Genomic DNA, 19268 nt, shown 5'->3' with positions numbered 1-19268 from the left:
ACCGTTCTCAGCAGGCAGCCGTCACCGGCCGCCGTAGCCGCCGCCGTAGCCGCCGTAGCCACCGCCACCGTAGCCGCCGTAGCCACCGCCGCCATAGCCGCCGTAGCCGCCGTAGCCGCCGTAGCCGCGACCGTAGAAGCCGCGACCGTAGTCGTTGTAGTAGCCGCGGTTGTAACCACCGTAGCGGTGGTGACCGTTGTAGCGGCAGTTGTCGTACTTCCAGTTCCAGCCCCAGCCGCGGTTGTAGCAATCGCCGTGGCCGGAGTTGTGGTAGTTCGAGCCTGTGTTGGCCGAGGCCGTCCCCGCTGTGCCGATCGCGGCGCCACCCGCCATCAGAACTCCGGTGGCGGTCACCACGAAGAGGCGCTTCACGCGAAGTGCTCGCATGAGATTTTTCTCCCTTCCATCGTCTCGCGCACCCGAACGCGAGATGGATGGCCGCGCACGCAAGAAGGATCAGGGCGCGCGGTCGAAATGTCACCGCTCTGGAAATTGAAAGACACGCCGTGGCCGCCGGCCGTGCCGGCCGTGTACGGCTCTACGCGCGAACCCGCGGTAGCAGTCGAGCTGTCCACCGCGAGAAGACTTCGCCGATGGGGCGCGTCCCGGGTTGCGGTCTCAGTCTTAAACGCTACTCCGTATCCGCTCCACGTCATCTTGAGCGGGCACTCATCTCGGCGCCGAACCCGTCGATCGACGCCTCTCGGCGGGCGAATCCGCTGGTGGCACGGCCTTCTGAGCACTCAACTGAACTTCCGGCCGCCACAGCGGCGCAGCCTCACGCGAGCGGACTCGAAGGGAATGAACTGGCCCGACCGGTCCAACCGTTGCTCCTTCGCGGAGCCCGGGGCACCGCTTCCCCCTGCACACCCTGCCCGGCACAGTGACCCAAGAGGTACGCGCGCTGCCAGTCAGTCACCAAAGCCCGCGTCAGGCGTCGCCATGTGTCATCGTCGGCCGTGGCGACGCCGAGTGCTGCGCGGCCGCCAAGGGCGGTGAAGCGCACGCTGGGCACTTCCGCGTCCAGGTCAGACGTGTCTGCCTGACTGCCGGCACGGGCGGCATTCTGCTGGGCGGGCGGCAAGACTTCTGCCGCGGCACGATTTCAGGAACAGGGGCCGCCCGGTTCGAAGTCGCCGACGGTCTTGCTGTCGCCGTCGCGCTGGTGACCTCGGCGGGCGTCACGGTCGAAGATGCCCAGGATCTCGCAGGGGCCGCCTTCGGCGCCGATGGCGTGCGGGAGCATGGTGGGGAACTCCGCGGCCTGGTCGGTCTCGATCCGGAAGCGGCGGTGGCCCAGCATGAGGGTCGCGGTGCCGGACAGGACGACGAGCCATTCCCGGCCGGGGTGCGCCCGCATGCGTGCGGGATTGTCCGGGGGCGGTTCGGTCATCCGCTGACGCATGACGCTCATCCCCGGGTCGCCTTTGACGGGCCAACGCATCAGGCCGTGGGCCGCGTCGATCCTCGGACTGATGATGACGTCGTCGGACGCGGTCTCGACGAGCTGGTCCAAAGACGTGTCGAGCACGCGGGCGAGAGTGACCAGCTGGTCCAGAGCGAGGCGGCGCTGGCCGTTCTCGATGCGCGACAGCGTGGACTGGCTGACGTTGGCGCGGGTGGCCAGCTCCTCCAGGGACCAGCCCTGTGCCACGCGCAGGGCGCGGATCCGTTTGCGTACGAGGCTGTCGAGCTCGCCGTCACTTTGCGTCATAGGCAACATCGTATGCCTGTGATGCAAGCAGGCGATACGTTCACCCCTGTGGTGACCTGGAAAGGGTGGGGTCACGCCGGAGCGAAAGGGTGCGAGGACATGACGGTGACGGCTTCTGCATACGCGACCGACGCACTGCCCCGGACGACTGTGGACGCCGTGGTGATCGGCGGCGGTGCCGCGGGGCTGAACGGTGCGCTGACGCTCGCCCGCTCCCGGCGCTCGGTCGTCGTGATCGACAGCGGCACGCCCCGCAACGCGCCCGCGAAGGCCATGCACGGCTTCATCGTGCTGGACGGCACCCCGCCCGCCGAGCTGCTCGGACAGAGCCGGGAGCAGGTGCGCCGCTACGGCGGGCGGGTCGTCTTCGGCGAGGTAGCCGCCGCCGAGCCTGCCGCCCCCGGCGGCGGGGGCGATCCGCGTTTCACACTCACCCTGGCCGACGGCCGCACCCTGACGGCACGTCGCGTCCTGGTGTGCACCGGATTGCGGGACGTGCTGCCCGACGTGCCCGGCCTCGCCGAGCACTGGGGGCGCGACGTGGTGCACTGCCCGTACTGCCACGGCTGGGAGGTGCGCGACGAGCCCATCGGCGCCCTTGCCACCGGCCCCGCCTCGGCGCACCAAGCCCTGCTGTTCCGCCAACTGACCGACGACCTGGTCTACTTCACGCGCGACACCGAGCTGGACGAGGACACCCGCGCGCGCTTCGCCGCCCGCGCCATCCGGATCGTCGACACCCCGGTGCGGGAGGTCGTGAAGAGCGAGGACGGCGGCATCGCCGGGGTGCGTCTGAGCGACGGCACGTTCGCGGCCCGCCGCATCCTCGCGGTCGTCCCCAGGATGCAGGCCCGCGCCGAGGGCCTGGACGGCCTGAAGCTGCCGATGGAGGACGTGCCCGACAACATGGGCCGCCGCATCGCCTCCGGCGCGGCCGGCATCACCGAGGTGCCGGGTGTGTGGGTGGCCGGCAACGCCACCGACCTGACCGCCAAGCTCGGCGCTTCCGCCGCGGCAGGCGCCCTGGCCGGCGCCGACGTCAACGCCCACCTGGCCACCGCCGACACTGACGCGGCCCTCGCCGCGGCACAGGGCGGCACCCCCATCACCGCATGACGCCCGGGCCCCGCACCGGCCCACATCCACATCGAACGATGCGCAGGCAGCCGCCCGCCTGCCCACTCCGCAACCGACCGTACTCCGGGTGCCGACTCGGCCCTGCCCTTCACCGACCGCTTGCGCCCCTCCCCCACGACCGGCTTCTGGGCCCAACGGTGCTGCCGTGCCGACGGTCGCGCAGCAACTGCCGCTCGGCGGGTGTACGTCGCACCGCCGCAGACCCGCCGAGTACAACACCGGTGCGGGCCTGGCCCCTGGGTCTGTGTGAGCATGGCGTGCGCATTTCGGTGTCGAGCGCTCGGAGGGGCTTTGATGGACACACGTGAGCTGGACCATCTGCGCAGGTGCGTCGAGTTGGCTGCCGAGGCGCTGGAGGTTGGGGACGAGCCTTTCGGCTCCGTCCTCGTCGACGGTGCCGGAACCGTCCGCGTGGAGGATCGCAACCGGGTGGCGGACGGCGACGCCACCCGCCACCCCGAGTTCGAACTCGCCCGCTGGGCGGCCGGCAACCTCTCGCCTCAGGAGCGCGCCGCCGCCACCGTCTACACGTCGGGTGAGCACTGTCCGATGTGCTCGGCCGCGCACGCCTGGGTCGGCCTCGGCCGCATCGTGTACGTGGCGTCTTCGGCCCAGCTGTCCGGGTGGCTCGCCGAGTGGGGCCGCCCCCAGGCACCTGTGCGCAGCCTGACCATCCAGGAAGTCGCTCCCTCGGTCGAGGTCGAGGGCCCCGTCGACGAACTCGTGCCCGCCGTCAAGGAGTTGCACCGACGCCTGGCACAGCAGTCGTCCGACTCCTGACCAGCCCCACCCACTCCCCTTCAGTCGTCCGGTCACGCCCTGGCCGCGCCCGGCGACTCGTACCCGCACACGACCGTTCGGTGCCCTGACCGGCCTCCTGGGAACAGTTTCCCCGACCGTCCGGGGAGTGTCGGGCCATCAGGTGGGTCAGGTGGTGGGCGGCAGCGACAGCCACTCCTGCCAGGTGATGTCCCGGCCCAGAAAGCGAGGATTGCGGAAGGGCCAGTCGGCGGCGATCCACTCGGGCACGAGCGCGTCGAGCGCGCGCTCCGCCGCGCTGCCGACGAGATCGTCCACCACCCACCAGGAGATCTCGCCGTCGGATCCGGTGCGCTCGGGCGGATCGATGTAGACGCAGCCGAGGACCGCCGTCTCTTCCTCGTCCAGCAGCGCGTAGTTGAAGGACTGGTGCGCTGCGATCTCCTTCTCGTGGCGCAACAGATCGATGCGGTCCTCTTCGTAGGTCATCGACTCGTTCGGCCATGCCCAGGCCGGACCGAAGATCTCCCACAGCCGCTTCTGGGAGCCCATCACGGCCGGGTAGTCGAGCGCGGTGTCCGCCTCACGGATCGGCCGCAGGTGCAGCGCGGTGTGGGGCACGGGCACATGGACGGGGTGGACGAAGTCATCCGGGAGCCAGCTCATGGGAGCGAGGCTACAACCCCCTGACGTGCAGGCGCTCCACACAGAGCAGTTGCTCGCGGCGCCGGCCTCTTCGACCTGCGGCACACCCCGCGCCGGCCCGTCGGAGTGTTCAACCCGATCGCGGTGCGCTGATGCGCTTCTCGAACCAGTGGTGGGCGTACGGCTCGTCGTTGAAGGCACTGACCTCCTGGAAGCCGTACGAGTGGTACAGGCCGATCGCGGCGGTGAGCGCCTTGTTGGTGTCCAGGCGCAGCACGTCGTGGTCGTGCTGGGCGGCCCTCGCCTCCAACTCGGCCAGGAACCGGCGACCGAGACCGAGGCCCCGCGTGCGGGGATCGACCCACATACGTTTGATCTCGGCCGGGGCACCGGCCGGCAGCTTCAGACCTGCGCAGCCGACAGGCTCGCCGTGCAGCCGGGCGACCAGGAACAGGCCGTGCGGCGGCCGGAGTTCGCCCGCGTCGGGCAGCAGGCTCCGCGCGGGGTCGAATCCGCTCTCGAAGCGCTCCCGCACTTCGGCGAAGTAGGACCGCAGGCAGTGCCGGGCGTCCGGGCGGTCCGGGTCGACCACGTCCAGCGTGACCGTCGCGGCCGTCAGCAGCCGGTCGACCTCGGCCATGGCCACGACCAGCCGGGCGCGCTGGTCGGTGTTGAGCGGCTCCAGGAGGGAGCCGGCCACTTCGTCGCTACGCCGGTCGAGCACGGCGAACTCCGCGCGGCCCGCGTCGGTGAGTCGCACGGTGCGCACCCGCCTGTCCTGCGGTTGCGGCTCCACTGTCACGAGGCCGTCCGTCTCCAAGGAGCGCAGCAGCCGGCTGACGTACCCGGAGTCGAGCCCGAGGCGCTCGCGCAGCCACCGTACGTCCCGGCCCTGTACGCCGATCTCCCAGAGCAGCCGTGCCTCGGCCACCGGCCGACCGAGGCCGAGGTAGTGGTCGTGCAGCACGCCCACACGTTCAGTGACCGTGCGGTTGAACCGTCGCACTGCGTCGACCTGCGCCTCATCCATACCTCTGACTTTAGTCAGAGAATTGCGCTCGGGCCAGTCCCGCGAGCAGGTGAGACACCGCAGGCGCTCATCGCCGAACGGGTACTCCGCACGCCGGACGATGAGTTCCGGCCGTCCCATAAGTCCTAGTCGGCAGACACTGGGCCGATATGAAGGAGAAGCCGTGACGGACGATGTCTGGGCCATCGTGCACGCCGAGCGTGCGGCACTGATCGACGATCTCGCGCACCTGAAACACGATCAGTGGCTGAAGCCGTCGCTCTGTGACGGATGGACCGTGCACGACGTGCTCGCCCATCTGGTCGACACGGCCCGCACCACACGCCTCGGCTTCGTGAAGGATATGGCCCTCGCACGGTTCGACTTCAACCGCCAGAACACCCGCGGCGTGGAACGCGAACGCCGGAGCGCACCGCAGGAGACCCTGGAGCGGTTCCGTCAGGTGGCATCGCGCACATCGACCCCTCCGGCCCCTCTCGACAGCCGGCTCGTCGAAGAAATCGTCCACGGCGAGGACATCCGCCGGCCCCTCGGGCTCACCCGCACCTACCCCACGCAGGCCGTCGTCAGATCACTCCGGCTCCAGACGCGCACCCCCGCGTCCTTCGGCGGCGCCAAGGAACTGGTGACGCGCGTTCAACTCAGCACACCTGACGCCGACTTGACGATCGGCACCGGACCAGAGGTCAACGGGCCCGCGCTTTCCCTGCTGCTGGCCGTGATGGGGCGCCGGGTGGCACTCGACGATCTCCACGGCCCCGGCGTCGCCACTCTGGCGGAAGGTGTCTGACCCCTCTCGCCGGGACTGCCCGGCCCGCGGCACGGGGCGACCTTCGCGGGCCCCAGAGCCAACCCCAAGGGCCAGCCCCCAAGAGCCGGCCTTCAGGGCGACGCGTCACCCGGACTCGGCGCGCTCGTGTCCGTGTCCGTGTCCGTGTCCGTGTCCGTGTCCGTGTCCGTGTCCGTGTCCGTGTCCGTGTCCGTGTCCGTGTTCGTGTTCGTGTTGCGAGCGGAGCGCCCCGTCGTGGCCGCAGGACAGCACCTCGTCACGCACTCTGCGCGGCTGCCGGAAAGACCACCTCGGGACGTGGTCGCCTGGAAGAGCGCTTCGGGACAAGGCCGGAGACGGCCTGCGAGACCAGCACAGACGACCGGACTCGGCCTGCACACACGCTCGGGGCCGCGGGATTCACGAGGGTGGGCCCGAGGCTCACCCGGGCAGATGCGCTGCCCGGTACTCGCTGGGCCTCATGTGGTGGAGCTCCAGGAACCGGCGGTTGAAGTTGGAGAGGTTCTGATACCCACTGCGGGCCGCCACCTCCGTGACAGGCAGCTCGGTCGTCGCCAGCAGCCGGCAAGCGGTCTCCGTGCGCAGCTGGTTGACGTAGTCGGTGAGGGTGCGGCCCATGGTGCGGCGGAAGAAGCGGCTGAACGAAGTCGGTGCCATGTGCGCGATCGCGGCGATCTCGACGAGTTCGACCGGCCGGGTGTGTGCCCGCTGGAGGTGGCGGCAGACGTCGTCGACGCGGCGGCGCGCCTCGATGTCGGGAGCGGGTGCGTACCCCGGCCTGGTCAACGGGGCGGCGTCGTCCGCCTGGTGGGCCAGACCGCCCAGGACGTCGAGCAGGGCGATCGTGGCCGCCGCGCTGTCACGCTGTTCCGGCAGGCCGGTGAGCCGCGCGCGCACGGCGTCGGAGGCGCCGGTGAACAGGAGGCCACGGGCGGATCGCTCCAGCAGCGCGCGCACGGCGCGGAACTGTGGCAGCGCGAAGAAGTCACGGCCCAGGAAGCCGTGGCGGAACTGGGCGACGGCGGCCTCGGCGACGCCGCCGGGGTGCGGCCGGGACACGAAGGTGTGCGGCACATCGGGGCCGATCAGCATCAGGTCCCCGGGCGCGTACGGCTCGACAGTGGTACCCACGTAGCGCGTGCCCGCCCCCTCGGTCATCAGCAAGAGTTCGTACTCGGCGTGATAGTGCCAGCCGAAGTCGAAGGCGCTCTCACGCCGGATGAAGCTCTTGAAGGTGGTGTCCTCGGGGAGACTCCATTGTTCGTGGCGCGGTTTCACGGCGTGCAGGCTAGCGCAGGCGGGAGCGCCTCTTACGGGGCAACTGAGTACCGGAACGGGTCATTGGCGGCGTAGCCCCCGCCGACGTCCGCTGCGACCGTGGAGGCCTGCCACCCGCGAGACCGGCACCACGTCGATACAGCCGAGACCGGCACCACGCCGATACAGCGAGGAGAAGTCCGCCATGACCGTTACGCCGACGTCGCCGATGCCGGAGCTCGACCGCCCCTTCGACGGCCTGCCGTCGAACGCAGTGGCGGACTTCGACCGGGACGGGTTCGCGCACCTGCGGAACGTACTCACGCCCGAGACGATCGCCGCGTACGAGCCGACGATCACCTCTGAGGTGATCCGGCTCAACACCCAGGACCTGCCGCTGGCGGAGCGCGACACCTACGGCAAGGCGTTCCTTCAGGTGACGAACCTGTGGGAGCACAACGAGAAGGTGAAGGAGTTGGTGTTCTCGCGGCGCCTCGCGCGGATCGCCGCCGAGCTGCTCGGCGTGGACGCGGTACGTCTCTACCACGACCAGGCGCTGTACAAGGAGCCGTCCGGCGGCATCACGCCCTGGCACGCCGACCAGTACTACTGGCCGCTGTCCTCCGACCGCTGCCTGACCGTCTGGCTGCCGCTGCAGGCAACCCCCATGGAGATGGGGCCGCTCGCGTTCGCCCGTGGCAGTCACCACTTCGCGTACGGCCGCGACCTGCCGATATCCGACGAGTCCGAGGCCCGCCTCAAGGAAACCGTCAGGGAGCAGAACTTCGAGGACGTCGTGGAACCGTTCGCGCTCGGCGACGCGAGCTTCCACCGGGGGTGGACCTTCCACCACGCGGGTCCCAACCGCGCAGCCGTCCCGCGCCGCGTCATGACGGTGATCTACATGGACGCCGACATCCGCGTCGCCGAGCCCACGAACGACCATCAGGCCGCGGACCGCGGCTGGATGCCCGGCACCGCGATCGGCCAGGTCCCGGACACGCCGCTCAACCCCGTGCTGTACGACGCGCGCCGCTGACGGCAGCGCAGGCACGCAGGCCGGCGGCCGCCACCGGTGGCCATCTGCCATCCGCCACCTGCCGACGCCACCAGCACCAGCACCAGCACCAGCACCAGGTATGTTGCCCCGGCACCCGGACCGGGTATGTTGCCCCGGCACCCGGACCGACCGTAGGCTGAATGCGCTTTCAGCAACGACGGCGGGCACCCGGCACGCCCCAGGGTGCCGGGCGAAGGGGCGAGGCGAGACAGCAAGATGACCACTCCCACGGTGTACGACGTAGCCGAACACTCCGGCGTCTCCATCGCGACCGTGTCGCGCGTCTACCGCAATCCCGACGCGGTCCGGGCGGCGACCCGCGACAAGGTCCTGGCCGCGGCACGCGAACTCGGCTACGTGCCGAGTGGCAGCGCCCGCGGGCTCGCCAGCAGGGCGACCGGCGTCCTGGGACTGTGCTTCCCCGACTTCCACGACACCGAGGCGGAGCACGCGCCGGGCGCCGAGGACGCCGAGCTGGTGCTCTACTCGGACCAGGTCATCCGCGGAATGGAGCGTGCGGCGCGGCGCCAGGGCTACGCGTTGCTGATCTCGGCCGCGCACGCCGACCAGGCCGGCCGGCAACTCGCCGAGGTGGCCGGACGCGTGGACGGTCTGGCCGTACTCGCGCAGTCGCTGACCGAGGAGGACCTCGACGTCGTGGGGCGCCGGCAGCCCGTCGTCCTGCTGGCCGGAGAGCGGCACGCCGGCTACGACCACGCCGAGGTGGCCAACTTCGACGGGCAGTTGGAACTGACGCGACATCTGATCGTCGACCACGGGCTGCGCCGCCTCGCCTTCGCCGGCGGCCCGGCCGACTCACCTGACGGCGAGGCACGCTTCCGTGGCTTCCAGGCCGCCCATCTGGAGGCCGGACTGCCGTTGCCGAAAGCGCCCGACACCAGAGGCGACCTCACCCAGGCCGCGGGCCGCAAGGCCGCGCTGGAGCTCCTCGACCGGGACGAGACCATGCCCGACGGCCTGGTGTTCGCCAACGACCAGATGGCGGTGGGCGCGCTGCACGCCCTGGAGGCGCGCGGTGTCGCCGTCCCCGACGACATCGCCGTGACCGGCTTCGACGGGATCCCGCTGAGTCGTCTGGTGCGGCCGACGCTGACGACCGTACGTCAGCCGACCGGGCGCCTGGGCGAGGTGGCCGTGGAGCTGCTGATCGCCAGGCTCCACCAGCGCGACCGGGCGGCCGAGGTACGCGTGCTGCCGGTGACGGTGACGCGCAGGGCGAGCTGCGGATGCGCGGACGAACGCGCGGTGTGAGCGGGGCGTAACCGCCCTTCTTCGGCTCCGCGTTCACGGATTTCCGCACGTTTACGGAAGCGTTACCTCCAGACCCCTTGAGTCGGTCCGCCTCGTACTACAAGGTCATGTATGCGCTTACGTACAGCGCATACATGAATGTGTTGGAGGCCCCCATGACACGCACCAAGTCCGTCAGCGTCGCCGCGACCGTGGTGGTGACGGCGCTCGCCCTGACCTCCTGCGGAAGCAGCGGGGGCGAGCAGGTGGCGGCGGACAAGAAGCAAACGCTCACGGTGTGGGCCATGGGCGAGGAGGGCACCCGCCTCAAGGCGGTCACCGACGAGTTCACCAAGCAGCACCCGAACATCACCGTCAAGGTGACCCCGGTGGGCTGGGACGTCGTGCACCAGAAGCTGGTGTCGGCCATCGCCGCCAAGAAGACGCCGGACATGGCACAGATGGGCTCCACGATGATGGGCGAGTTCATCGCCCTGGACGCCCTGGAGCCGGTGGACACCAAGACCTTCAAGAAGTCCGACTTCTTCCCCGCAACCTGGGACAGCAACGTCAAGGACGGGACCGCGTACGGCGTTCCCTGGTACGCCGACACCCGCGCGCTCTACTACCGCACCGACCTCGCCAAGAAGGCCGGCATCGACAAGGCCCCCACCACGTGGAAGGACCAGCAGGCCCTCGCCGCCGCCTACCAGAAGGCGGGCGCCGAGTGGGGCACGGACCTGCAGCCGAGCAGCACCGGCGCCTGGCAGAGCTGGGTGCAGTACCTCTACTCGGCCGGCGGCGACCTGATCGGCAAGGACGGCAAGCCGGCCCTCGACTCCCCCGCGGCGATACGGGCGTTCACCGAGTGGGCCGGCTACTTCAAGAAGGGGCTGGCCAAGAAGACCTTCACGCCCGGGTACGACGTCACCAAGGACTTCGGCTCCGGCAAGCGCCCGATGTTCCAGTCCGGCCCGTGGATGGTGCGCAACATCGCCGACCAGCAGCCGCAGATCAAGGACAAGTACAAGGTCGTCCCCGTCCCCGCGGACAAGACCTCGACCTCGTGGGTCGGCGGCGCCTCCCTCGTCACGTTCAAGAACAGCGCGCACAAGGCGGCGGCCGAGCAGCTGACCCAGTACCTCACCACGCCGAAGGTGCAGGCCAAGTGGTACGAGGCGGACAAGGCGCTGCCGGCCAGCAAGGCCGCCTGGGACGAGCCCGCCCTCAAGGGCGGCGACGATTCGCTCGCCACCTTCAAGACCTCGCTCGACACGGCGAAGGCGATCCCGCCGCTGGAGAAGTGGAACGAGTTCGCCGCGGCGATCGAGGGCGCCCTGGCGAAGATCTCACAGGGCGCGGACCCGGCGGCGACCGCGAAGGCGCTGCAGAAGACGGCCGCGGGGCTGGTGGGCTGACCCCATGAGCACCACCACCGCACAGGCCGGTACGCCGGGTGCCGGGCAGGACGCAGTGGTGCCGAGGGCCCAGGGTGACGGCGCCGGGCCCGCCCGGCGCCGTCGGGACCGGCTGTCCCGCCACAATCTGGCCGGCTGGCTGTTCTCCACGCCGTTCCTGGTCCTGTTCCTCACCTTCATGGCGTTCCCGATCGTGGCCACGCTGTTGATGAGTTTCACCGACTTCGGTCTGCGCAACGTCACCGATCCGCTGTCGGCGCAGTTCGTGGGCCTGGACAACTACACGAAGCTGTTCCAGGACGACAAGTTCGTCAAGGCGCTCTTCAACACCGGGTACTTCGTGGTCCTCGGCGTGCCGCTCACCATCGGCAGCGGCCTGGTGGCCGCCGTGCTGCTCAACTCGGGGATCGACCGGCTGCGCACCTTCTTCCGGGTCGGCTTCTACGCGCCGGTCGTCACCGCCATCGTGGCCGTCGCCGTCATCTGGCGCTTCGTCCTCGACCCCAGTGAGGGTCTGATCGCGGGCCTCGGCCACCAACTCGGCTTCCGGACTCCGGACTTCCTCGGTTCCGAGGCACTCGCGATGCCCTCCCTGATCGCGATGGCCGTCTGGCGCAACATGGGCTCGGCGATGGTGCTCTTCCTCGCCGGCCTGCAGGCCATTCCGACAGAGGTGCGGGAGGCGGCACGGATCGACGGCGCGGGGATCTTCCAGGAGTTCCGCAGGATCACGGTGCCGCTGCTGCGCCCCACCATGCTCTACGTCGCCGTCATGACCACGATCGGCTTCCTCAACGTCTTCGAGGAGCCGTTCGTGATGACCGACGGCGGTCCGAACGACAGCACCCTGACGATCTCGCTGCACATGTACCGCGAGGGCTTCGACTTCTTCCACATGGGTTACGCCAGCGCCATGGCGTACGTCCTGTTCGTGATCGTCCTCGCGATCACCACGCTCCAGCTCCGCCTCCTGAAGGACAAGACGTCATGAGCACGACTGAGACCCGGGCCCCGCTCGCGGCCCCGGCGAGCAAGGCGCGACGGGACCCGGCGGCCCGGGCCCGTCGGACACTCGTCTACGTCCTGCTCGGCGTGGGGCTGATCGTGACGGTCGCGCCCTTCCTGTGGATGGCGCTGTCGTCGTTCAAGACGCAGCGGGAGCTGGGCGCGAGCCCGCCGGTGTGGTGGCCGTCCGAATGGACGCTGGACAACTTCCGGGAACTGCTCGACCGCATGGACGTGGGGCAGGCGCTCTTCAACTCCCTGCTCGTGGCCGTGTTCGTGACCGTCTGCAATCTGCTGTTCTGTTCGATGCTCGGCTACGCCCTGGCGAAGCTGAACTTCGCCGGGAAGCGGCCGATCTTCGGCATCGTGCTCGGCGCGCTGATGGTGCCCGGCAACCTCATGCTGCTGCCCATGTTCGTGATGATGAGCGCGATGGGGCTGATCGACAGCTACGCCGCACTGATCCTGCCGTTCGCGGCCGGTGCCTTCGGTGTCTTCCTCATGCGGCAGTTCATCCAGGCCATCCCCGACGAGCTGCTCGAGGCGGCGCGGATGGACGGCGCCCGCGAGTGGTACATCTTCTGGCGGATCGTGCTGCCGCTGGTCAAGCCGGCCCTGGCAACGCTGTCGATCTTCGTGTTCCTCGGTTCCTGGAACAACTTCCTGTGGCCGCTGGTCGCCACCAACGACCCGGGCAAGTACACGCTCCCGGTCGCACTCGCCACGTTCGCCACGGACCCGACCCAGGCGGACGGTTCCAACGGCGTCCTGATGGCGGGGGCGTTCCTCGTGGTGCTGCCGGTGCTGCTCGTCTTCGTGCTGCTCCAGCGGTTCTTCACCCAGGGCATCGCCACCGCCGGGCTGAAGTAGCCCTTCCCATCGGCCGGTTCCCGCCCCGTGCCATGGGGCGGGGGCCGGTGGACCCGTACGCCAAGAATGTATGCGCATCCATTCGAAAGGCGGACCACCATGCCACCGAGGATCGCCACGCGGCACGCCCCCCACCGGACCTCGCACCCGGCACAGGACGTCACCCTGCCACCGCCCGCCGGGCTGCGCGCCGAGGACGGCACCGGTCATGTGCTCCTGACCTGGGAGCCGGTGCCCGGCGCCGATGGTTACGTGGTGCACCGCTCACCGTTCGCGGAGGGCCCCTACACACCCTTGCCCGGGGGGCCTCTCCCCCACCCTTCGTACGCCGACACCCGGGTGGAGCCCGGCCGGGGCTACTGGTACAAGGTCGCGGCCCGGACCGACGGCGGCCCCGGCGCGCCGACCCCCACGCCCGTTCCCGGGTGCGCCAAGGCACGGGGTATCGCCCTCGCGACCGTGACCGTCACGGTCGACGCCACCGGTACCGCACCCCCGCTCGTCACCGGCGACGGCGCCCAGGCCCTGGTCCGCGCCGCGGCCAGGCACACGGACGACGGCGCGCACGTGCACGTCGTGGTGTGGAACGCCGCCGCCGACCGCACCGGTACGTCGTCGGGGTCGCCGGCACTCGACCGCACGGCCGTGGTGCGGGTGACCGGCCTCGCCCCGGCCACCTCGTACGCAGCCTCACTGCACGGCTCGGACACCGTTCCCACCGACACCGAGAGGGCCTGCGGCGCACGCGGAGGCACCCTGCTCGCGCCCCCCGGCACCTGCAGCAGCCCACTTTCCCACGAGCCGCTCCCGCCGCTGACGACGACACCGGACGGCACCGCGTCCCTGTCCCTCGACGTCCCGTTGCCGGGCCTGCGCTCGCTCCGCCTGTCCCGTATCTGACCACCCCCCACCTCAAGGGAAAGAAATCGGATGAAACGCCGCACCTTCCTCACCACCGCCGCGGGCGCCTCCACCGCCCTCGCTCTCGGCACCGCCACGACGGCCACCGGCGCCGACACGGACGCCCTGCTGCGCCGCTGGTTCCGCGACACGTACCGCTCCATCGAGGCCCTGACCACGGACTTCGGGCTGGCCGCGGACACGATGGACGTCACCGCGAGCAGGCTCACACCGTCCGTCAACACCTCTCCGACCAACATCGGTTGCGGCCTGTGGGCGACGGTCGCGGCCGGTGGACTCGGGGTCATCGACGCCACGACGATGCACCGCCGCCTCGCCCGCACCGTCACCGCCGTCGAACGGCTGCAGCGCGCCCACGGCTTCTGGTTCAACTGGTACGACGCCTACACCGGCGAGACCCTCACCTCGTGGCCGGACAGCGGCGACCCGGTCGACCCGTTCCTGTCGTCCGTCGACAACGCCTGGCTGGTCACGGGCCTGCGGATCGCCGCCGACGCCGACGCGGAGCTGCGCCCGCGCGTGGCGCGGCTGCTCGCGGACGCCGACTGGTCGTTCTACTACACGCCGTACGACGCCGCGGATCCGGCGGCGGGCCCCGGCCAGCTGCACGGCGGCTACTCCACGGCCACCGAGTCCTTCACCCCGCACTGGTACGGCGCGCTCAACACCGAGCCGCGCATGGCCAGTTACCTCGGCATCGCCGACGGCTCGCTGCCCGGCGAACACTACTGGCACACCTTCCGCACTCTGGAGCCCGGCGCCGAGCAGGACCAGCAGCCCGAGGGTGAATGGGTCACGGTCGACGGTGTGCGGCTGTGGCGCGGGCACTACACGTACCGGGGCCGCAAGATCGTCCCCTCTTGGGGCGGATCGATGTTCGAGGCGCTGATGGTGCCGCTGTTCGTTCCGGAGGCGGCGTGGTCGCCGGGCGCCTGGGGGCTCAACCACCAGCGGTACGTACGCAGTCAGATCGAGCACGGGATGGTGGAGGAGGCATACGGGTACTGGGGCTTCTCCCCCGCCGACGTCCCCGCGGGCGGCTATGCCACGTACGGCGTGGACGCTCTCGGCATGGCGGTCGACGGCTACACCTCCGGTGGCGTGGTCACTCCGCACGCGTCCTTCCTCGCGATGCCGTTCGCGCGCCAGGAGGCGGTCACCAACCTGCAGCGCATCGCTCGGGACTTCGGCGCGTACGAGGACGGCCTCGGCTTCCGCGACTCGGTCGACGTGACCACGGGCCGGGTCAGCGACCACGTGCTCGCGCTGGACCAGGGCATGATCGCGGCGGCGCTCGCCCAGGTGCTCGAGCCGGGGCTGCTGCAGGGCCCGTTCCGCAGCGGCGGGTTCGCGCGGCGCGTGCGGCCGCTGCTGGCGAAGGAGAACTTCGGAATATGACGGATCCGAGACACGGACAGCGCCGCCGCCCTGTCCGGCGCCCCAACATCATCCTGATGATGACCGACGACCACGCCGTGCCGGCCATCGGCGCGTACGGCAGTGTCATCAACCGGACGCCGGCGGTCGACCGTCTCGCGGCCGAGGGCATGCGTTTCGACAACGCCTTTTGTACGAACTCGATCTGCTCGCCCGCCCGTGCGACGCTCCTCACCGGCGCCTACAGCCATGTGCACGGCATGACGACACTGGAGCAGCCGGGGCAGAAGTTCGACGCACGTCAGCCGTCGTTCCCCGAGATGTTGCGGGCGGCGGGCTATCAGACGGCGATCGTCGGCAAGTGGCATCTGGGGCACGGTGGCGTCAGTGACCCGTGCGGCTTCGACCACTGGGAGATCCTGCCGGAGCACGGGCAGTACCACGACCCCACCTTCCTGACCGCCGACGGTGAGCGCGAGTACCGCGGCTACGTCACGGACATCATCACCGACCTGGCCCTGAACTGGCTGGACCGGCGGGATCCGGACCGGCCGTTCGCGCTGCTGATCCAGCACAAGGCGCCGCACCGCGCCTTCGAGCCGGCCGAGCGCCATCGCCACCTGTACGAGCAGGAGGAGATTCCGGCCCCGGCCACGCTCCACGACGACTACGCGAACCGGGCGGGCGCGGCGGCCGAGGCGCGGATGCGGATGTCGGATCTGCTGCCGTCGGACCTCAAGACGCCGGTGCCCGAGGGGCTTTCGGAGCGGGAGGAGCGGGAGTGGCGCTATCAGCGCTACATCAAGGAGTACCTGCGGGTGATCGCGGGGCTCGACGAGAACGTGGGCCGTGTCCTGCACCATCTCGATGTCGGCGGGCTGACCGACGACACCGTGGTCGCGTACACCTCCGACCACGGTTTCTATCTGGGTGAACACGGCTGGTTCGACAAGCGGTTCATGTATGAGCCGTCGCTGCGGATTCCGTTGGTCGTGCGCTGGCCGGGGGTGGTCGAGCCGGGGTCGTCGTGCGACGAGCTGGTGGCCAACGTCGACTACGCGCAGACGATCCTCGACCTGGCGGACGTGCCCGCCCACGAGCGCATGCAGGGCAGGAGTCTGCTGCCGCTGCTGCGGGGTGAGCGGCCGGACGACTGGCGTGACGCGGTCTACTACCGCTACTTCGAGCATCTGGACGTGTGCCACGGCGTGCAGGCCAACTACGGGATCCGTACCCGGACGCACAAGCTGATCCATTACCCCGGCCATGGTTCAGGGCAGGTCGGGGCGTCGCCGCGGACCCGTGCGCCGCAGTGGGAGCTGTTCGATCTGGAACGGGATCCGGACGAGTTGCACAACCGGTACGACGACCCCGAGTACGCGCAGGTCGTCGACGACCTCACCGCGCGGCTCACCGCGTTGCAACTGCACTACCTGGACACACCGGAGCACGTGAGCACCGAGGAGCAGCGATGACGCAGCAGTCCGGGCCGGCCACCACTGCCTCCGCTCCACGGCGCAGAACCGTCCTCGGCGGCCTGGGCGTCGGGGTGGCCCTGGCGGCGGCCTCCGGAGCGCCGAACGCCGCGGCGGCGGCCGGCAGGGCCACGTCGGCGGGCGACGACGGCTCCCCCGCCTCGGTCACGTACCGCGACAAGCAGATCCTCATCGACGGCGAACCGGTCGTGGTCCTCGCCGGTGAGATCCACTACTTCCGCCTCGAGCGTGCCGACTGGCAGTCCCGGCTGGACAGGGCGAAGGAAGCCGGACTCAACGCCATCGCCACGTACATCCCCTGGATGTGGCACGAGACGGCGGACGGTTCGATCGACGTCAGCGGCAGGACGAGGCCCGAGCGCGACCTCGGCGCCTTCCTCGATCTGTGCCGGGACAACGGCTTCCATGTCATCGCCCGGCCCGGCCCGTTCACCATGGCCGAGCTCAAGGGCGAGGGTGTCCCGCAGCGGGTGCGCACGGACCACCCGGAGATCGTGCCGACGGGCTGGAACGGCGACAAGGCCACCACGGCCGCCGTCGACTATCTGGCGCCCGCGTACCTCAAGGAGGTCAGGCGCTGGTACGACGCGGTGATGCCGGTCATCGCCGAGCGCCTGCACCGCAAGGGCCGGCCCGGCGTGATCGCCTGCCAGCTCGACAACGAGATCGGCATGCTGCCGTGGGTGAGCAACGGGCCCATCCTGACCGATCGTTGTCTGCGGGACTTCAACGCCTGGCTGGACACGACGTACGGGAAGGGTCTGGCCGAGCGCTATCCGTTCGCGGGCGGCAGCGCCGCCGAGCGTGACGCCGCGATCCGGTCCCCGAAGGACGGCTACGCCCCCGCCCTCATGCACGATCTGGGGTCGTACATGCGCGGTGTCATCGCCGACTACGCGGCGCGGCTGCGCTCGTACGCGGAGGCGGGCGGGGTCCGCGGCATCCCGTTCCTGATCAACATCCACGGCACGGGCGGCGGGAGCGCGGAGAACTTCCCGATCGGTGTCAGCCAGTTGATGGAGTCCTACGCGGGCAGGCCCGGGATGATCTCCGGCGCGGACTTCTACCTCGGCGATCTGACCCTCGCCAACGTGACGGACCTGTATCTGGTCAATGCGTTCATGGACGCGGTCAATGACAGTGATCAGCCGTTGACAGCCCTGGAGTTCGACGCCGGGCACGCCGACTACGGGGACGACCTGAGCAATGAGACAGGACGTGGGGCGGTCGGGCTCAAGACGCGGCTCTGTGTCGCCCAGGGCGCGAAGATGATCAACTACTACCTGTTCGCGGGTGGTTTCAACCCGAAGCTCGACAAGCCGGTCGGCGACGGCAACGACCGTATCGGCATCACGGGCGAACGGCACGGCTTCGCCGCGCCCGTCGACCCCGAGGGCAGGCCCGGCGTCAGCTTCGCCCCCACCAGGCAGACGGCGCACGCCGTCGGCGGGCTCGCCGCGGCGCTGGCGCCGATGAGGGCGGAGTACGACGACGTGGTGCTCGGCTTCGTGCCCGACCACTACCTCACCGAGTACCGGCCGCCGGACAGCGACTCCGTACAGGCCGTGGTCGACGACGTGACGGGAACCCGCGGCTTCGGCCCGCGTGGCGCCCTCTCGCGGGCCATGCTGCTCGGCGGCTTCCGGTACCGGAGCGTCGATCTGCAGGCCGGGGACCTGGATCCGGCCCGGCAGCCGGTCCTCGCGCTGGCCACGGGGCAGTACCTGGCACGTGGGGTGCAGGAGCGTCTGGTGCGGTACCTGCGGGCCGGCGGGCGGCTGCTGTTGTCGGGTCAGCTGCCGGGCAAGGACATGACGGGCGCGTCCTGCACGGTGCTGCGGGACGCGCTGGGCCTGAGGCCGGGCAAGACCCTCACGGACGCGAACCAGTTCTGGCTGTCCGCGACCGCGCACGGGTGGGCGGCGCCGCGGGCCGAGATCCGGGTGCCCAAGGCCCAGTTGTGCGCGGCGAGCCGGGGTGAGACGGTGCTGCGCGAGGTGTCCACGGGCGACGGCTGCGGCTTCGACATTCCCGTGGGCAAGGGGCGGGCCGTCGTGATCACCACGGCGTACCGCTGCGACCTCGACTTCTGGCTCGGCGCGTTCAAGGTGCTGGGGGCGGCGCCCGCGATCACCCACAGCTCGACCGACGCGGGCGTGTTCATGCTCACCACGAAGGACGAGCACGGCGGCCGTCTGCTGCACGCCTTCAACGTCACCTCCGGTTACGCCGAGTCCTGCACGGTCGCCGAGAAGGGCAGGGCGCTGTTCGGCGGTGAGCGGCTGCACCTGGCGGGGGCGAGCGCGGCGATGCTGCCGCTCGACCTGGCGGCGGGCGGGCTCCACATCGCGTACGCGACCGCCGAGATCACCGGCATCGCGGACGGCAGGGTCGCCTTCCGCTCGCTCGGCGACGAGGCAGTCGTGGCCGTCGACGGCCGGGCGCGGTGCGAGGGCGCCAAGTCCTCGTACGAGGGCGGGCGCACGATCCTGCGTGTCCGACGCGCGGAGTTCACGGTCCGCAAGGGCTGACACCGTC

17 protein-coding genes are annotated in these 19268 nt (G+C 70.2%); 12 read left to right on the top strand and 5 right to left on the bottom strand.

Translation table 11 applies throughout. From position 1 onward, the window contains the following. Positions 1-21: 21 nt before the first annotated feature. Both ACFC96_RS10140 and ACFC96_RS10135 read right to left on the bottom strand, forming a co-directional pair. Positions 22-387: a hypothetical protein gene (locus tag ACFC96_RS10140; RefSeq protein WP_376611327.1), complete on the bottom strand. Its 366-nt coding sequence runs from the start codon at positions 385-387 to the stop codon at positions 22-24. 718 nt (positions 388-1105) lie between these two features. Next, positions 1106-1714, bottom strand: a complete 609-nt coding sequence (locus ACFC96_RS10135) for a helix-turn-helix domain-containing protein (RefSeq protein WP_376261380.1) — start codon at positions 1712-1714, stop codon at positions 1106-1108. Between the two features lie 99 nt (positions 1715-1813). On the opposite strand from ACFC96_RS10135, the gene ACFC96_RS10130 reads away from it, so the two are divergent. Beyond that, entirely contained in the window at positions 1814-2830 is a 1017-nt protein-coding gene (locus ACFC96_RS10130) for an NAD(P)/FAD-dependent oxidoreductase (protein WP_376227372.1), read from the top strand. Positions 2831-3145: 315 nt separating this feature from the next. Continuing rightward, a complete protein-coding gene (locus ACFC96_RS10125; RefSeq protein WP_376611326.1) occupies positions 3146-3631 on the top strand; it encodes a deaminase in 486 nt (161 codons plus the stop codon). 147 nt (positions 3632-3778) lie between these two features. On the opposite strand, the gene ACFC96_RS10120 is transcribed toward ACFC96_RS10125, so the two are convergent. Both ACFC96_RS10120 and ACFC96_RS10115 read right to left on the bottom strand, forming a co-directional pair. Further along, complete coding sequence (locus tag ACFC96_RS10120) at positions 3779-4276, bottom strand: GNAT family N-acetyltransferase (RefSeq protein ID WP_376261383.1); 498 nt, start codon at positions 4274-4276, stop codon at positions 3779-3781. Positions 4277-4385: 109 nt separating this feature from the next. Then, positions 4386-5285, bottom strand: a complete 900-nt coding sequence (locus tag ACFC96_RS10115) for a GNAT family N-acetyltransferase (protein ID WP_376611324.1) — start codon at positions 5283-5285, stop codon at positions 4386-4388. Between the two features lie 163 nt (positions 5286-5448). Between ACFC96_RS10115 and ACFC96_RS10110 the strand changes: the two genes are divergently transcribed. Beyond that, positions 5449-6075 carry a maleylpyruvate isomerase family mycothiol-dependent enzyme gene (locus tag ACFC96_RS10110; protein WP_376611322.1) on the top strand — a complete coding sequence of 209 codons (627 nt, stop codon included), beginning with the start codon at positions 5449-5451 and terminating at the stop codon, positions 6073-6075. Positions 6076-6495: 420 nt separating this feature from the next. On the opposite strand, the gene ACFC96_RS10105 is transcribed toward ACFC96_RS10110, so the two are convergent. Further along, complete coding sequence (locus tag ACFC96_RS10105) at positions 6496-7353, bottom strand: AraC family transcriptional regulator (protein WP_376261388.1); 858 nt, start codon at positions 7351-7353, stop codon at positions 6496-6498. Positions 7354-7537: 184 nt separating this feature from the next. Here ACFC96_RS10105 and ACFC96_RS10100 point away from each other — a divergent pair, with 184 nt between their 5' ends. From ACFC96_RS10100 to ACFC96_RS10060, 9 genes are all read left to right on the top strand, one after another. Next, positions 7538-8371 (top strand): phytanoyl-CoA dioxygenase family protein, encoded by an 834-nt coding sequence (locus ACFC96_RS10100; protein ID WP_376261390.1) that lies wholly within the window; start codon positions 7538-7540, stop codon positions 8369-8371. A gap of 237 nt (positions 8372-8608) precedes the next feature. Further along, a complete protein-coding gene (locus tag ACFC96_RS10095) occupies positions 8609-9664 on the top strand; it encodes a LacI family DNA-binding transcriptional regulator (RefSeq protein ID WP_376611320.1) in 1056 nt (351 codons plus the stop codon). 155 nt (positions 9665-9819) lie between these two features. After that, on the top strand, positions 9820-11061 hold the full coding sequence (locus ACFC96_RS10090; RefSeq protein WP_376611318.1) for an extracellular solute-binding protein: 1242 nt from the start codon (positions 9820-9822) through the stop codon (positions 11059-11061). A 4-nt stretch (positions 11062-11065) separates the two neighbouring features. Next, positions 11066-12052: a sugar ABC transporter permease gene (locus ACFC96_RS10085; RefSeq protein WP_340458916.1), complete on the top strand. Its 987-nt coding sequence runs from the start codon at positions 11066-11068 to the stop codon at positions 12050-12052. Next, positions 12049-12936, top strand: coding sequence for a carbohydrate ABC transporter permease (locus tag ACFC96_RS10080; RefSeq protein ID WP_376261395.1), 888 nt, complete (start codon positions 12049-12051; stop codon positions 12934-12936). The genes ACFC96_RS10085 and ACFC96_RS10080 overlap by 4 nt, the downstream gene beginning before the upstream one ends. 99 nt (positions 12937-13035) lie before the next feature. Next, positions 13036-13836, top strand: a complete 801-nt coding sequence (locus tag ACFC96_RS10075) for a hypothetical protein (RefSeq protein WP_376611316.1) — start codon at positions 13036-13038, stop codon at positions 13834-13836. Positions 13837-13866: 30 nt separating this feature from the next. Then, positions 13867-15255 carry a glucoamylase family protein gene (locus ACFC96_RS10070; RefSeq protein ID WP_376611314.1) on the top strand — a complete coding sequence of 463 codons (1389 nt, stop codon included), beginning with the start codon at positions 13867-13869 and terminating at the stop codon, positions 15253-15255. Beyond that, complete coding sequence (locus ACFC96_RS10065) at positions 15252-16709, top strand: sulfatase (protein WP_376611312.1); 1458 nt, start codon at positions 15252-15254, stop codon at positions 16707-16709. Before ACFC96_RS10070 ends, ACFC96_RS10065 begins: the two co-directional genes overlap by 4 nt. Beyond that, positions 16706-19261, top strand: a complete 2556-nt coding sequence (locus ACFC96_RS10060; protein WP_376611311.1) for a beta-galactosidase — start codon at positions 16706-16708, stop codon at positions 19259-19261. The genes ACFC96_RS10065 and ACFC96_RS10060 overlap by 4 nt, the downstream gene beginning before the upstream one ends. Positions 19262-19268 lie beyond the last annotated feature (7 nt).

This window comes from Streptomyces sp. NPDC055955, assembly GCF_042270245.1.
Lineage (GTDB): Bacteria > Actinomycetota > Actinomycetes > Streptomycetales > Streptomycetaceae > Streptomyces.
This window is presented reverse-complemented; position numbering and strand designations above follow the sequence as displayed.

What these genes read in the sequence shown, in the direction of transcription:
- ACFC96_RS10140 (WP_376611327.1), bottom strand. Translation starts at nt 387, where the DNA reads ATGCGAGCACTTCGCGTGAAGCGCCTCTTCGTGGTGACCGCCACCGGA.
- ACFC96_RS10135 (WP_376261380.1), bottom strand. Translation starts at nt 1,714, where the DNA reads ATGACGCAAAGTGACGGCGAGCTCGACAGCCTCGTACGCAAACGGATC.
- ACFC96_RS10130 (WP_376227372.1), top strand. Translation starts at nt 1,814, where the DNA reads ATGACGGTGACGGCTTCTGCATACGCGACCGACGCACTGCCCCGGACG.
- ACFC96_RS10125 (WP_376611326.1), top strand. Translation starts at nt 3,146, where the DNA reads ATGGACACACGTGAGCTGGACCATCTGCGCAGGTGCGTCGAGTTGGCT.
- ACFC96_RS10120 (WP_376261383.1), bottom strand. Translation starts at nt 4,276, where the DNA reads ATGAGCTGGCTCCCGGATGACTTCGTCCACCCCGTCCATGTGCCCGTG.
- ACFC96_RS10115 (WP_376611324.1), bottom strand. Translation starts at nt 5,285, where the DNA reads ATGGATGAGGCGCAGGTCGACGCAGTGCGACGGTTCAACCGCACGGTC.
- ACFC96_RS10100 (WP_376261390.1), top strand. Translation starts at nt 7,538, where the DNA reads ATGACCGTTACGCCGACGTCGCCGATGCCGGAGCTCGACCGCCCCTTC.
- ACFC96_RS10095 (WP_376611320.1), top strand. Translation starts at nt 8,609, where the DNA reads ATGACCACTCCCACGGTGTACGACGTAGCCGAACACTCCGGCGTCTCC.
- ACFC96_RS10090 (WP_376611318.1), top strand. Translation starts at nt 9,820, where the DNA reads ATGACACGCACCAAGTCCGTCAGCGTCGCCGCGACCGTGGTGGTGACG.
- ACFC96_RS10085 (WP_340458916.1), top strand. Translation starts at nt 11,066, where the DNA reads ATGAGCACCACCACCGCACAGGCCGGTACGCCGGGTGCCGGGCAGGAC.
- ACFC96_RS10080 (WP_376261395.1), top strand. Translation starts at nt 12,049, where the DNA reads ATGAGCACGACTGAGACCCGGGCCCCGCTCGCGGCCCCGGCGAGCAAG.
- ACFC96_RS10075 (WP_376611316.1), top strand. Translation starts at nt 13,036, where the DNA reads ATGCCACCGAGGATCGCCACGCGGCACGCCCCCCACCGGACCTCGCAC.
- ACFC96_RS10070 (WP_376611314.1), top strand. Translation starts at nt 13,867, where the DNA reads ATGAAACGCCGCACCTTCCTCACCACCGCCGCGGGCGCCTCCACCGCC.
- ACFC96_RS10065 (WP_376611312.1), top strand. Translation starts at nt 15,252, where the DNA reads ATGACGGATCCGAGACACGGACAGCGCCGCCGCCCTGTCCGGCGCCCC.
- ACFC96_RS10060 (WP_376611311.1), top strand. Translation starts at nt 16,706, where the DNA reads ATGACGCAGCAGTCCGGGCCGGCCACCACTGCCTCCGCTCCACGGCGC.